Below are 13,936 nucleotides of genomic sequence, written 5' to 3'. Positions count from 1 at the left end.
AGTATGGCGAATAAACGTCTACATAATATGCAATACAAACTTATTGATTGGATGCAAAATAGAATTCCGGTTTTCTCTTAAATTGCGGTTTTTCTCATCGGTATAATCTGCAATAATGCAGCCTTCGTCACACAAAAATAAGCCAACATGACACTAGAAAATGAAGCTCTAACCTTGAAAAAACGCTTTCGTGGTTATTTCCCTGTGGTAGTAGACGTTGAGACCGCTGGTTTCAATGCTCAAACTGATGCACTTTTAGAAATCTGTGCCGTTACGTTGAAAATGGACGAACATGGCGTGTTGCATCCGGCCTCCACCATTCATTTTCATGTGGAGCCATTTGAAGGCGCTAACTTAGAAAAAGAAGCGCTTGAATTCAATGGTATTCGTGACCCTTTCAGCCCTCTTCGTGGTGCTGTTTCTGAGCAAGAGGCGCTAAAGGAAATTTATAAGCTTATTCGCAAAGAACAAAAAGCCGCAGATTGCTCACGTGCAATTATGGTTGCTCATAACGCAGCATTCGACTTGGGTTTTGTAAATGCAGCAAATGAACGCTGTAAACTAAAAAGAGTCCCTTTTCATCCCTTTGCTACTTTTGATACGGCTACATTAAGTGGCCTTGCTTATGGCCAAACAGTTCTCGCTAAAGCATGCAAAACAGCCGGGATGGAATTTGATAACCGTGAAGCACACTCTGCGCTTTACGATACACAAAAAACAGCAGAATTATTCTGCGGTATTGTCAACAAATGGAAGGCCCTCGGCGGTTGGCCGCTTGTCGACGAAGAATAATAAGTAAACACAACATATTAGGAAAAGTATGAATCCTGTCGTTATATCAGTGTGCGTCATGCTCGTGTTAGCATTGATGCGCGTAAACGTGGTGGTTGCCCTCACGTTTAGTGCCATCGTAGGCGGCCTAGTCGCAGGCATGAGCCTTGGGGATACGGTTGCCGCATTTGAAAGTGGTCTAGGTGGCGGTGCAACTATCGCGCTAAGCTACGCCATGTTAGGTACTTTCGCTGTTGCCATCTCGAAATCAGGCATCACGGATCTACTGGCCAAAAGTGTTATCAAGCGCTTAAATGGTAAAGAAAACTCCGCTTCCATTACTGGCTTAAAGTACGCCGTGTTGGTGGCGTTAGTGCTTGTCACGATGTCATCTCAGAACGTAATTCCGGTCCATATCGCCTTTATTCCAATTTTGATTCCACCTCTTTTGGGCGTATTCGCGAAACTTAAGCTCGACCGACGTTTGGTCGCGTGTGTTCTTACCTTCGGTTTGATCACACCTTACATGATCTTACCTGTTGGTTTCGGCGGTATTTTCTTAAACAACATTCTATTAAAGAACCTACATGACAACGGTTTGGAAAACGTGGTTGCAGGCCAAGTCCCAACCGCCATGTTACTGCCAGGTGCAGGCATGCTGTTTGGTCTATTACTGGCTATCTTTGTTAGCTATCGTAAACCGCGTGTCTACAAAGAAACTGAGTTGACTGTCGTTGACGAAACCGATCATGTCATCAATAAAAAGCACATCTTGGTTGCGGCACTTGGTATTGTCGCTGCATTGGGTGTTCAGCTTTACACGGGTTCAATGATTATCGGTGCTCTAGCTGGCTTTATGGTGTTTACTTTCGGCGGCGTTATTGCATGGAAAGAGACACACGACGTGTTCACTAAAGGTGTACACATGATGGCAATGATTGGCTTCATCATGATTGCAGCGGCAGGTTTTGCAGCAGTAATGAAGCAAACTGGCGGTGTTGAAACACTAGTACAATCGCTATCAACCAGCATCGGTGACAATAAGCCTCTAGCTGCACTACTGATGCTGATCGTTGGTCTATTAGTAACAATGGGCATTGGTTCATCGTTCTCTACGATTCCAATCCTTGCAACTATCTATGTGCCTCTTGCGCTAGCATTCGGTTTCTCGCCGATGGCAACGATTGCACTGGTAGGTACTGCAGCGGCGTTAGGTGATGCAGGCTCTCCAGCTTCTGACTCTACATTAGGCCCTACATCTGGTCTAAATGCCGACGGTCAACATGAGCACATTTGGGAAACAGTCGTTCCAACCTTTATCCATTACAATATCCCTCTAATCATCTTTGGTTGGATTGCAGCAATGGTGCTTTAATACTATTGTTTGGATGGATATACATTTAGTTACGAAAAAGCCGCTCAATGAGCGGCTTTTTGTTATTCATAACTGTGGTTATTGCGCTGGCATATTGTCAATAATACGCTCACGAATCAGCTTCAAGGTTGGTTCTGTCGAAAGGTAATCGATGGCAATCGGAAAATAAGCGTCGTTAATTTTAAGAACCAAGCTAGGGTAAGAGCTCACACCTAGGCTCTTTGCAAGGCTCAATTGATCTTCGAACACACCTTCTAAGAAAGAGCCATCCATGTCATTCTTGAATTGCTGAACATTCAAGCCAATTTCTCTCGCTAGTTGCAAGTGAGTGGCTTCTTCATGAGGAGGCATCGCACGTAAGTAATACGCATGCTGAATCGCTTCTAGCATCTGCTCATAAGAGTCTTGAAAGCCCGCTGCAATAACCGCACGACAAGATTGGTAAGTGCTTCTAACTGGCGTACAAAGCTTCCAGAAATCGTAGTTAAACTTAGTGCCTAACTGGCGCTCAATCTGCTTCCAAATACCTTCGAGTTTTTGTTGCATCTCGGGCGGCATCGGTAAATTAGTATCTGGCGCAAGACCACCAACCACATACTCAAACTGAATCACACCTGGCAGTTGCTGTTTTAGTTTATCCAGCGTTGGTTTGTAACCCCAACACCAACTGCACATTGGGTCATGCACGTAGTAAAGCTTTATGTTCATTCCACTAACCTAAAAAGAAAAAGGAGCCAGTACGGCTCCTTCGTATTCTATCGCTAAATGTGAGTATTTACGAATTACTCAGCTTGATCTTCAGCGCGCGCTGCTGCTTCTTTGATTAGAGGCTGCAGTTCACCTTTTTGGAACATTTCTAGAATAATGTCACAACCGCCGATAAGCTCACCTTCAACCCATAGTTGAGGGAAAGTTGGCCATTGCGCGTACTTTGGTAACTCAGCACGGATATCTGGGTTTTGCAGAATGTCTACGTAAGCGAACTTCTCACCACATGCCATTAGTGCCTGTGACGCTTGAGAAGAGAAACCACAGCTAGGTAGTTTCGGTGATCCTTTCATGTACAGCAGGATTGAGTTTTCAGAGATCTGCTGTTTGATTTTGTCGATAGTTTCCATCGCTTCCTCATTCATGGGTTTGAACTTTATTTATTTGCCACATTCTACTCAATAACGACAGAATAAAAACCATATAATTAATAAGGCTTAATTTTAGATTGCTCATTGGCGAGCAATGCAGCACTTCACCACTGCTAACCTCTTAAAATATTTTCATATCGGGGTTTTAATAAAGTAAAAACTTGCTAAAATACTTAGCAAGTCAGCCTTAAAGGCGACATAGCTATAAAAAAACACTGGAAGCAATCGAAAGGTCATCCTTTCAAATCAATGGAGAATCGAGTAATGGCATTTGAACTACCAGCTCTTCCTTACGCGAAAGACGCACTAGAACCACACATCTCAGCAGAGACTCTAGACTACCACCACGGTAAGCACCACAACACTTACGTTGTTAAGCTTAACGGTCTTATCCCTGGTACTGAGTTCGAAGGCAAAACTCTAGAAGAGATCATCAAGACTTCTACTGGTGGCGTATTCAACAACGCAGCGCAAATCTGGAACCACACGTTCTACTGGCACTGTCTTGCTCCAAATGCGGGCGGCGAGCCAACTGGCGCAGTTGCAGACGCAATCAACGCAGCATTCGGTTCTTTTGAAGAATTCAAAGCGAAGTTTACTGATTCAGCAATCAACAACTTCGGTTCTTCATGGACTTGGCTTGTTAAGAAAGCTGATGGCTCTCTAGAGATCGTTAACACTTCTAACGCTGCTACTCCTCTAACAGAAGAAGGTACAACACCACTTCTAACTGTTGACCTATGGGAACACGCGTACTACATCGATTACCGCAACGTACGTCCTGATTACATGAACGGCTTCTGGGCTCTAGTAAACTGGGACTTCGTAGCTGAGAACCTAGCGAAGTAATATACTTCCCCCTAAGTTCAATTTAGTCTTATTCAAAAGCTCGCTATTTAGCGGGCTTTTTTGTTTCGCCTTCCCTAGCACCTTTAAATAATTCCCTCTTTTACTAAAGTTCTTCTTATCCACGCCGTTAAAAGAGCATCGAGCGAGGAACATCATGCAAATTCATACGTTAGACAAAGCTGCAATTATCAACGAACTTCAGTTCGGTAATGGTATTAACCATGCCGTACACGAAGGTCGTCGTGCGGATTTCTCGCTGATTCTGTCTATGTTCTCTAATGATGTTCGCGATGTGGTCCCAGTTGAAGAGGTCCAGGAAGTCATCACCAGTGACAGTATTCTTCGCCAACAATTGGGTTTATCGCAACCTCAAGCTCTTCGTTCTGATAGCAGCAGCTATGAACTCGCAGCTGAACAAGCGAAACAGTTTCACGATGCAGGATTGCCTTCCGCAAAGCTGAGCCATTACCTAAAACCAGATGCGCTGACTTACCTGCCTGAAGACACATTCAACCTACCAGAGGAGGTTTATCACAACCTATCTGGTCATGAGCGACGCAGATTGGGCGAACGCAACAAACAACTGATCCCAGATGCTGGGCTATATAATCAGCTAGTGACGGCTCAACGTCAGCATCAAATTCAAGCTAAAGCATAGAGATCCGCTTTTTATCCAATAGCTTGCAATACCTACACGTCAGAAATGTGACATCTTACAAATTACCGCACAATAGTCCTCACTCGAAAGCGTTAGTTTGAAGCCTTTCACACTGAACCCAACGAATTTCAACCATGCTATTAGCACAAACCACTGGTGTATTGTTTTTCACATATGGATACAGTGAAGGTGCTATGGATATCAAAGAATCAATTATTCTCGTCACGTCTGCAGGTTCGGTTATAGGAAGAACCTGTGCAAATCACTTTGCTCACCTTGGAGCAACGTTGATTCTTTGTGACCAAAATTCTAGCGCTTTGAGAGCGAGCTATGAGCAAATCAGCGCTTTCACTGACAAAGTGTATGCGATGAATGTGTGTAGTGATAACACAACGTCCATTAACTTATTGTTTGACCAGATAGAATCACAGCTACGTGCGACACCAGATGTGATTGTTAATTGCTGGACCAGCTCCCCTATGCCTGGCTTAATGGCGCCAGAACCAATGAGTACTTACATTGATCACTTGTCGTCTGCGGCACGCTTCCTTTATACCTACGGCCAAGTAGGAGCAGAGCGCTTTCGAGCCAGAAACAAGAAAGGCGTCATTGTTAACGTCATTTCTCATGACAACCATGAAGACTTTACGGGAGTTGAAAGCATGGCGGCGTTGGTGTCAGGTTTTACTCACAGCTGGGCAAAAGAACTCACACCATTCAACATTCGAGTGGGCGGCGTTATTCCCTCGGTAAATCATACAAAAGAAGAGCTCAACGAGAGACACTGGGCTGAGATCCAAGACGAACTAGTCCGCAACACAGCATACATCGTCGCGAATGAATACTTCAGTGGCCGAGTAGTTGCGACCGAAGTGTAAGCATACACAGCAACTCTGTTTTCCCAAGCCAGATGTAAATCCTGCACCAAAATAAAAAAAGCCCCAGTCATTTGACTGAGGCTTTAACCTTTTCCCGATTAAGGTTCCGTGCTAGCGAAAACCTTGCTCACTCGATTTTTTAATTACGCGTCAGCTTTTTCTTTCTTTGCTTTAGGTGCTGCTTTTGCTGCTTCTTGGTCTGCTTTCTTCTTGATAACAGTTGTACCTTCGAAAGTTTCGCCTTCAACAAATGCTTTACCGTAGTAAGAAGCCATCAACACATCTTTAAGTTCGCTGATTAGAGGGTAACGTGGGTTCGCACCAGTACATTGGTCATCGAACGCTTCTACCGCTAGCTCATCCAGTTTCGCTACGAAATCTGATTCAGCAACACCTGCCGCTTGGATAGACATTGGGATGTCTAGGTTAACTTTTAGTTCATCCAACCATGCTAGTAGACGTTCAATCTTCTGAGCAGTACGGTCACCTTCTTGGCTTAGGCCTAGGTGGTCAGCAACTTCAGCGTAACGACGACGTGCTTGTGGACGGTCGTATTGAGAGAACGCAGTTTGTTTAGTTGGATTGTCGTTCGCGTTGTAACGTACCACGTTAGAGATAAGTAGTGCGTTAGCTAGGCCGTGTGGCAAGTGGAACTCAGCACCCAGTTTGTGAGCCATTGAGTGACAAACACCTAGGAATGCGTTCGCAAATGCAACACCAGCGATAGTAGCTGCGTTGTGTACTTTCTCACGAGCGATTGGGTCATTTGCACCGTTCGCATAGCTTGATGGTAGGTACTCTTTTAGCATCTTAAGTGCTTGAAGAGCTTGGCCATCTGAGTATTCGTTAGCAAGAACAGAAACGTAAGCTTCTAGAGCGTGAGTTACGGCATCGTAACCACCAAATGCTGTTAGAGACTTAGGCATGTTCATTACTAGGTTCGCATCAACGATTGCCATGTTTGGCGTGATTTCGTAGTCAGCTAGTGGGTATTTCGCACCAGTCTTGTCGTCAGTAACAACCGCGAATGGAGTAACTTCTGAACCAGTACCTGAAGTTGTAGTGATACATACAAGCTCAGCTTTTTTACCCATTTTAGGGAACTTGTAGATACGTTTACGGATGTCCATAAAGCGCATTGCTAGTTCTTCAAAGTGAGTTTCTGGGTGCTCGTACATTACCCACATGATTTTCGCTGCATCCATTGGTGAACCACCGCCTAGCGCTAGGATAACGTCAGGTTGGTAGCTAGCCATTTGAGCCGCACCTTTTTCTACTACAGACAGTGTTGGGTCAGCTTCAACATCGAAGAATGTTTGAACTTCCATGCCTTGAGCTTTTAGTAGGCTTACTACGTCATCTGCGTAACCGTTGTTGAATAGGAAACGGTCAGTTACTAGGAATGCACGTTTCTTACCTTCTAGGTCGCCCAGTGCGATTGGAAGGCTACCACGACGGAAGTAGATTGACTTAGGTAGTTTATGCCACAACATGTTTTCAGCTCGCTTCGCTACAGTTTTCTTGTTGATTAGGTGTTTAGGACCTACGTTCTCAGAGATAGAGTTACCACCCCAAGAACCACAACCTAGCGTTAGAGATGGCGCAACGTTGAAGTTGTACAAGTCACCGATACCGCCGTGAGTAGTCGGGATGTTGATTAGGATACGAGCTGTCTTCATCTTGTCACCGAAGTAACGGATACGGTCAGCGTTAGTATCTTGGTTAGTGTAAAGACCAGATGTGTGGCCGATACCACCAATCTCAACCATAGTTACCGCTTGAGCAACCGCGTCTTCGAAGTTGTCAGCACGGAATAGACCTAGAGTTGGAGATAGTTTCTCGTGAGCGAATGCGTCATCGTGAGATACTTTGCCCAGACCTTCACCAACAAGAACTTTAGTGTCTGCTGGAACTTTAACGCCTGCCATTTCAGCGATTGCTGCTGCTGGCTGACCTACGATTTTCGCGTTTAGCGCGCCATCGATAAGAAGCACTTTACGAACTTTATCAGCTTCTGCTTTGCTTAGGACATAAGCTTTGTGAGAAGCAAAACGCTCTTTCACTTCGTCGTATACTTCATCAACTACGATTGCAGCTTGCTCAGAAGCACATACTACCCCGTTGTCGAAAGTCTTAGACATAAGGATAGAAGCAACAGCACGTTTGATGTCTGCTGTTTCATCGATAACAACCGGCACGTTACCTGCACCTACACCGATTGCTGGCTTACCAGAAGAGTATGCTGCTTTAACCATGCCTGGACCACCAGTTGCAAGGATAAGCGCGATGTCATCGTGTTTCATTAGAGCGTTTGAAAGCTCAACAGAAGGCTGGTCGATCCAACCGATGATGTCTTTTGGTGCGCCTGCTGCTACTGCTGCATCTAGAACGAGTTTAGCTGCATCGTTAGTTGAGTTTTTCGCACGTGGATGTGGTGAGAAGATGATACCGTTACGAGTCTTCAAAGAGATTAGAGATTTGAAGATCGCTGTAGAAGTTGGGTTAGTCGTTGGTACGATACCGCAGATGATGCCTACAGGCTCAGCGATAGTCATAGTACCTAGGTTGTCATCCTCTTCTAAGATGCCACACGTTTGTTCGTCTTTGTATTTGTTGTAGATAAACTCAGAAGCAAAGTGGTTCTTGATTACTTTATCTTCAACAATACCCATACCAGATTCTTCTACCGCTTGTTGAGCTAGCGGGATACGGGCCTGGTTAGCTGCAAGCGATGCTGCACGAAAGATTTTATCTACTTGCTCTTGAGAGTAAGTAGCGAACTCTTCTTGCGCTTTCTTAACGCGAGCAACCATTGCATCTAGTTCAGCCATATTAGTTACAGGCATAGGGAATCTCCTAAAATTAACAAATATTAAAAACTTTTTACTAAGGCTATTACTTATCGTTTTTACTGTTTATCAGTCACTTAGAAAACAAACGTCTTAGTAAATTGCTTTCAGGACTGAGTATAATATTTCAGAGTGTGAAAAAAATTGACTTGGATCAGTTCTCACCACCTAAATACTACCAAAGTGGTGCCTCATCACACCAAAATGACATAAATCACTGATAAACAAATAAATTAACTTTCATTTTTTATTGAGTAAAAAAGAAGCAAATGGACAAATAAATAAAAGAAACTACAACAACCTGTAAAAAAGTTTCATTTTTGACCAACAAAATTACATGTAGGCCCAATTCTTTGTGCTACTGAGAGTATATCGAACCGAATACATCTCTCTACAAACCACCTTGGTTTTTATCAAAAATGTGCGAATGTTAACGTTTATGTAAAACAGTGCAATTTATCAGCAACTTTATACGTAACATTTCCTTTCCAGATTAGATACAGTTTATTAAAGAATTAGTTTTTCTCACTTAAATGGCAGGGAATGCGTTAGTTTTTTTCATTTCTTACAACCTAACTTTTGCCTTACATTACGCCCAAATTACCCCTTCTCCTTTTCACTAATGTGAACTTTGATGAGTACGCAACATGCAAACTTTTGAACTTGCTATCTTCTTGCAGTTTTTTCTCGGTTTGGTCGCCGCAGTAAACCCTGTTGGTATCATGCCTGTGTTTGTGTCACTAACCGGGCATATGACACCAGACGAAAAGCGCAATACGGCAACAACAGCAAATGTGGCTGTTGCGATCATCCTGATCATTTCGCTTTTTGCTGGTCAGTTACTGTTAGACATGTTCAGTATTTCTCTGGATTCGTTTCGTGTCGCTGGCGGGTTGCTATTACTTAGCATCGCATTCTCGATGATGAGCGGTAAACTGGGGGAAGATAAGCAGAACAAACAAGAGAAAACGGAATACGTCAGTCGTGAACAGATTGGTGTGGTCCCTCTTGCAATGCCTTTAATGGCAGGTCCTGGTGCAATCAGTTCGACTATTGTTTATGGTGCACGCTACCCAAGCATGTTCGATACCGTGGGCATTAGTATTACGATTGGTTTGTTCTGCCTTTGTTCATGGCTATTGTTCCGCTCTGCCCCATTGATCGTACGATTTTTAGGTCAAACTGGAATCAACGTCATTACTCGTATCATGGGTTTGATATTGGGCGCGCTTGGCATAGAGTTCATTGCGAATGGCTTACGCAACTTATTTCCAGGATTAGCCTGAGTTTCTATAAAATTGTATGATAGAGCGATTCAACAATGGATCGCTTTGTCATGACGACTGACTCTCTTAAACATACTCTATATGTCACCATTTTTGGTACTCATACCAAAGCTGGTAAAACGTTCGATATTGCTCTCATTATCGCGATCATCAGTTCGTTAATCGTACTGGTGTTAGATTCGATACCCTCCGTTCGGGCCGAGTGGGAAAAAGAGCTGAAGTTTATTGAATACACATTTACTGGCCTATTCACGATTGAATACCTTCTAAGGCTTTATTGCTCTCCTAAACCTGCCGCCTACGCAAAGAGTTTTTATGGTGTCGTCGATTTACTTGCGATTTTGCCCACCTATTTAGCACTCTTCTTCCCATCCGCTTCGTTTATGGGTGTGATCAGGGCGCTGCGAGTGATGCGAATATTCCGCATACTCAAGTTAGTCCGATACCTCCAAGAGTCCAATATCCTCTTACGTTCACTGCTTATGGCGCGCAGAAAGATTTTTATCTTCTTTAGTTCCGTCGCCATTATGGTAACGATTTTCGGCTCATTGATTTTTATCATTGAAGGACCTGAAAACGGATTTACTAGCATTCCTAAAAGTATTTATTGGGCGATCGTGACCATCACAACGGTTGGTTATGGTGACTTGGTCCCTCAAACAGACCTAGGTAAAGGGCTTGCATCACTCACCATGTTACTGGGTTATTCCATTTTGGCGGTACCTACAGGTATTTTCACTGCCGAATTACACCAAGAGATGCAATCGCACAAAGTATTGGTGAAATGCCCAAACTGCTCCCACGCAGGGCACGACTCTGACGCAATTTACTGTAAACATTGTGGTAGTGAACTGGCCGATCCAGACAAAAGAGTCGTTCGAACGGAAGACGACGCATGAAAAAAGAGCTCCCTAAGGAGCTCTTTTATTTTGTCATCAAATAAAGGATTGATGTGATTATGCTTTCTCAGACAGAATAATTCGCAGAGTACGACGCAATGGCTCCGCAGCACCCCAAAGCAGTTGGTCACCAACAGTGAAAGCATTTAGGAAATCATCACCCATTGCCATCTTACGTAGACGACCCACTGGTACAGACATTGTGCCCGTAACTTTTGCCGGCGTTAGCTCTTGAGCAGTGATGTCACGGTCGTTAGGAATCACTTTCACCCAATCGTTATGAGTGGCGATGATTTCTTCGATTTCGTCCATTGGTACATTTTGTTTAAGCTTGATAGTAAGTGCTTGAGAGTGACAACGCATCGCGCCAATACGCACACAAGTACCGTCAATTGGAACAGGTGAACTTTGAGAACCCAAAATTTTATTCGCCTCAGCGCCCGCTTTCCACTCTTCTTTACTCTGACCATTATCGCGCTTCACATCGATCCATGGGATCAACGAACCAGCTAGTGGCACACCGAATTTATCGGTAGGGAAAGAGCCGCTGCGCATTGTATCCGCAACTTTCTTATCAATATCTAGGATAGAGCTTGATGGGTTTGCAAGTTCAGAGCTCACAGAGTCATTGATAACGCCCATTTGCGAGATCAACTCACGCATATTTTGCGCACCAGCACCAGATGCGGCTTGATAAGTCATTGCGCTTGTCCACTCAACAAGGCCTTTCTCAAATAGACCACCTAGCCCCATTAGCATTAAACTAACCGTACAGTTACCACCGACAAATGTGTTCGTGCCACCGTGGATGCCTTGTTGGATTTGCTTTAAGTTCACTGGATCAAGTGTGATGATCGAATCTTCAGCCATACGTAGCGTAGAGGCCGCGTCAATCCAGTAGCCTTTCCAACCAGCCTGACGAAGTGCAGGGAAAACTTTTTCTGTGTAGCTACCACCTTGACAGGTGATTACCGCATCAAGCTGTTTTAAGCTTTCAATATCATATGCGTCTTGCAGTAAGCCTGCGTCTTTTCCTAAGTTAGGAGCAGGAATACCAACTTGAGAAGTACTGTAGAATACTGGTTCGATTAGGTCGAAGTCTTTCTCTTCAACCATACGCTGCATAAGGACTGAACCAACCATACCGCGCCAACCAACTAAACCAACTCTCATCGTATTAACTCTCCATGTATTAAAAAACCTACCCCATAGTTAATTTTTCACAGCAAAATCTCAACCCCTATTTTGTAAATAAGCGCGTTTTTTAACCTTTTCCTCTGAAAAACCGGGTTACACGAGATTTTTTAGTGTTTGGTTTGCGGTTTTAACCATTTTTCAAGTAGGGAAAGCACTTTAGCCCCCTAATTGGTCTTACCACTCAATGAGAAAATAACACATGAAGCACAATAATTTCACATTACACAACATTTAAAACCAAAAAAGTTAAAACAAACTAACAGTTAATTTCACAAGCAAACGTTTTTACCGACGAACATCAAGATAAAACACCAAATGTTCGAAATATAATTTTTGTTAATGTATGTTATGCGCGATTACAACAAGGAGCGCCTTCCTCTATTGCTCCAAGATTGACAGAGGCACATATGAAGCAAGTTACACCACGCCTACCAAGCTTGATACAGGTATTTATCTCGCTCGGTTTATTTCTCCTGCTGGCATTTTCGTTCACAGCCAAGCTAGACCTACCGATTCAGCTAGCGCTATACATCGGTTGGTTCATTGTCATGATATTGGGCATAAAGCTTGGCCATCAGTATAAAGATCTGGAAAAAGCAGCACTAAATGGCATTTCCAATGGACTTGGAGCCGTTTTAATCCTTTTGGCCGTTGGCGCGCTTGTAGGTACTTGGATCTCTGGTGGTATTGTTCCAACCATTATTTACTACGGCCTTAAAGCAATCCACCCTTCCATCTTTTTGCTCGCGACCATGATCATCTGTTCATTGACTGCGCTAGCGACTGGCACATCTTGGGGTGCGGCTGGCACGGCAGGTATTGCAATGATGGGCATCGGTCAAGGTCTTGGTGTTCCTGCGCCAATCACTGCAGGTGCCGTACTTTCAGGCTGTTACTTTGGTGACAAAATGTCGCCTCTATCGGATTCAGTAATCCTTGCTTCATCTATGTCTAACGTTGAAGTGATGGAACATATTAAAGGCATGTTGCCGATAGCACTCATTAGCTACATTATTACAGGCATTATGTTTACTGCATTTGGCTTCCACTACGCAGGTCAAGTTGACATGAGCCAGGTAGACTCTGTCATTAAGGCGATGGAACAGCAGTTCTACATCACCCCTTACTCATTTGTTCCTGTGGTCATCGTATTGTCACTTCTAGCGATGCGTATGCCTTCATTCCCAGTGATCAGTTTTGGTTCTCTGCTAGGTATTATTTGGGCAGTGATGATCCAAGATGTCGATTTCCTAACCGCGTTCAACACGGCTTGGGCTCCGTTTGCAATCTCATCTGGCGTAGATTTCATTGACTCAATCCTTAACCGTGGCGGCATGTCTTCAATGCTTGGGTCGGTAGCGGTTATCGTATTCGGCCTTGGTTTTGGCGGTCTACTAGATAAAGTAGGCGTGCTAGAGACTATCGCGAAGCTGTTTGAAAAACGCGTTCAAAGTGCAGGTTCATTGGCAACAAGCACAATTGGTACGGCCTTTATGGGCAACGTATTTGGTTCAGCGATGTACGTTTCACTTATCCTGACCCCAAAAATCTGTGCGAAGAACTATGACCGTCTAGGCTACAAACGTAAGAATTTGTCTCGTAACGCAGAATTTGGCGGCACGCTAACCTCAGGTATGGTCCCTTGGAGTGACAACGGTATCTACATGGCCAGTATTTTGGGTGTTGCTACACTGTCTTATGCCCCGTTCATGTGGCTGAGTTTTGTATGTATCATCGTAACGATCTTCACTTCTTACATGGGTTGGTTTGTTGATAAGTGCGAACCAACAGCAGAAGCAGTTGAAGAAGCTGAAGGCGAATTAAAGCAGCAAACCGCTTAACTTCGCAGAGATAGGAAGAACCTCCCTTCCGAATTCAATACTAAAAAAGAGCGCTTTAAAGCGCTCTTTTTTTATTTCCTGTGCCGTCCTAAATAAGGTTGACACTTTCCCCCCCAAAAAATTGGAGAGTGTTATGAAATCAACAACTAAAAGAACTCAGCGCGATTACTCCCTCGCTTTTAAACTCACTGTAG

General features: G+C 43.9%; 12 protein-coding genes. 8 read left to right on the top strand and 4 right to left on the bottom strand.

Translation table 11 applies throughout. From position 1 onward, the window contains the following. Window positions 1-147: 147 nt before the first annotated feature. Together rnt and R7070_RS03320 are read left to right on the top strand one after the other, a co-directional pair. Window positions 148-792: a ribonuclease T gene (gene rnt / locus R7070_RS03325; RefSeq protein ID WP_005384888.1), complete on the top strand. Its 645-nt coding sequence runs from the start codon at window positions 148-150 to the stop codon at window positions 790-792. A gap of 28 nt (window positions 793-820) precedes the next feature. Continuing rightward, complete coding sequence (locus tag R7070_RS03320) at window positions 821-2,146, top strand: Na+/H+ antiporter family protein (protein WP_256900111.1); 1,326 nt, start codon at window positions 821-823, stop codon at window positions 2,144-2,146. A 78-nt stretch (window positions 2,147-2,224) separates the two neighbouring features. Here the strand turns inward: R7070_RS03320 and R7070_RS03315 are convergent, their stop codons facing one another. After that, window positions 2,225-2,854, bottom strand: a complete 630-nt coding sequence (locus R7070_RS03315; RefSeq protein ID WP_132936849.1) for a DsbA family protein — start codon at window positions 2,852-2,854, stop codon at window positions 2,225-2,227. Window positions 2,855-2,928: 74 nt separating this feature from the next. Further along, window positions 2,929-3,264 (bottom strand): Grx4 family monothiol glutaredoxin, encoded by a 336-nt coding sequence (locus tag R7070_RS03310; protein ID WP_017635833.1) that lies wholly within the window; start codon window positions 3,262-3,264, stop codon window positions 2,929-2,931. A gap of 285 nt (window positions 3,265-3,549) precedes the next feature. On the opposite strand from R7070_RS03310, the gene sodB reads away from it, so the two are divergent. The 3 genes from sodB (at window position 3,550) to R7070_RS03295 (ending at window position 5,670) form a co-directional block, all read left to right on the top strand. Further along, window positions 3,550-4,134, top strand: a complete 585-nt coding sequence (gene sodB, locus R7070_RS03305) for a superoxide dismutase [Fe] (protein ID WP_005396533.1) — start codon at window positions 3,550-3,552, stop codon at window positions 4,132-4,134. Between the two features lie 154 nt (window positions 4,135-4,288). Then, window positions 4,289-4,792 (top strand): VC2046/SO_2500 family protein, encoded by a 504-nt coding sequence (locus R7070_RS03300; RefSeq protein WP_033907342.1) that lies wholly within the window; start codon window positions 4,289-4,291, stop codon window positions 4,790-4,792. Between the two features lie 134 nt (window positions 4,793-4,926). After that, window positions 4,927-5,670 (top strand): SDR family oxidoreductase, encoded by a 744-nt coding sequence (locus R7070_RS03295; protein ID WP_005380732.1) that lies wholly within the window; start codon window positions 4,927-4,929, stop codon window positions 5,668-5,670. Between the two features lie 143 nt (window positions 5,671-5,813). On the opposite strand, the gene adhE is transcribed toward R7070_RS03295, so the two are convergent. Beyond that, window positions 5,814-8,516: a bifunctional acetaldehyde-CoA/alcohol dehydrogenase gene (gene adhE, locus R7070_RS03290; protein WP_005380731.1), complete on the bottom strand. Its 2,703-nt coding sequence runs from the start codon at window positions 8,514-8,516 to the stop codon at window positions 5,814-5,816. A gap of 650 nt (window positions 8,517-9,166) precedes the next feature. Between adhE and R7070_RS03285 the strand changes: the two genes are divergently transcribed. Together R7070_RS03285 and R7070_RS03280 are read left to right on the top strand one after the other, a co-directional pair. Next, entirely contained in the window at window positions 9,167-9,805 is a 639-nt protein-coding gene (locus R7070_RS03285) for a YchE family NAAT transporter (RefSeq protein ID WP_005380729.1), read from the top strand. Window positions 9,806-9,840: 35 nt separating this feature from the next. Beyond that, window positions 9,841-10,704: an ion transporter gene (locus R7070_RS03280; protein WP_005380728.1), complete on the top strand. Its 864-nt coding sequence runs from the start codon at window positions 9,841-9,843 to the stop codon at window positions 10,702-10,704. Window positions 10,705-10,761: 57 nt separating this feature from the next. On the opposite strand, the gene asd is transcribed toward R7070_RS03280, so the two are convergent. Further along, window positions 10,762-11,877: an aspartate-semialdehyde dehydrogenase gene (asd, locus tag R7070_RS03275; RefSeq protein ID WP_005380727.1), complete on the bottom strand. Its 1,116-nt coding sequence runs from the start codon at window positions 11,875-11,877 to the stop codon at window positions 10,762-10,764. Window positions 11,878-12,308: 431 nt separating this feature from the next. Here asd and nhaC point away from each other — a divergent pair, with 431 nt between their 5' ends. Next, a complete protein-coding gene (nhaC, locus tag R7070_RS03270) occupies window positions 12,309-13,742 on the top strand; it encodes a Na+/H+ antiporter NhaC (RefSeq protein ID WP_206954792.1) in 1,434 nt (477 codons plus the stop codon). Window positions 13,743-13,936: the final 194 nt, after the last annotated feature.

The sequence above is a fragment of the Vibrio sp. 1557 genome (assembly GCF_033340175.1).
Taxonomy (GTDB): domain Bacteria; phylum Pseudomonadota; class Gammaproteobacteria; order Enterobacterales; family Vibrionaceae; genus Vibrio; species Vibrio alginolyticus.
Note: the sequence above shows the minus strand (reverse complement) of the source record. Positions and strands in the feature narration are given on the sequence as shown.

Coding starts and splice junctions, on each gene's coding strand:
- rnt (WP_005384888.1), top strand. CDS start 148: ATGACACTAGAAAATGAAGCTCTAACCTTGAAAAAACGCTTTCGTGGT.
- R7070_RS03320 (WP_256900111.1), top strand. CDS start 821: ATGAATCCTGTCGTTATATCAGTGTGCGTCATGCTCGTGTTAGCATTG.
- R7070_RS03315 (WP_132936849.1), bottom strand. CDS start 2,854: ATGAACATAAAGCTTTACTACGTGCATGACCCAATGTGCAGTTGGTGT.
- R7070_RS03310 (WP_017635833.1), bottom strand. CDS start 3,264: ATGGAAACTATCGACAAAATCAAACAGCAGATCTCTGAAAACTCAATC.
- sodB (WP_005396533.1), top strand. CDS start 3,550: ATGGCATTTGAACTACCAGCTCTTCCTTACGCGAAAGACGCACTAGAA.
- R7070_RS03300 (WP_033907342.1), top strand. CDS start 4,289: ATGCAAATTCATACGTTAGACAAAGCTGCAATTATCAACGAACTTCAG.
- R7070_RS03295 (WP_005380732.1), top strand. CDS start 4,927: ATGCTATTAGCACAAACCACTGGTGTATTGTTTTTCACATATGGATAC.
- adhE (WP_005380731.1), bottom strand. CDS start 8,516: ATGCCTGTAACTAATATGGCTGAACTAGATGCAATGGTTGCTCGCGTT.
- R7070_RS03285 (WP_005380729.1), top strand. CDS start 9,167: ATGCAAACTTTTGAACTTGCTATCTTCTTGCAGTTTTTTCTCGGTTTG.
- R7070_RS03280 (WP_005380728.1), top strand. CDS start 9,841: ATGGATCGCTTTGTCATGACGACTGACTCTCTTAAACATACTCTATAT.
- asd (WP_005380727.1), bottom strand. CDS start 11,877: ATGAGAGTTGGTTTAGTTGGTTGGCGCGGTATGGTTGGTTCAGTCCTT.
- nhaC (WP_206954792.1), top strand. CDS start 12,309: ATGAAGCAAGTTACACCACGCCTACCAAGCTTGATACAGGTATTTATC.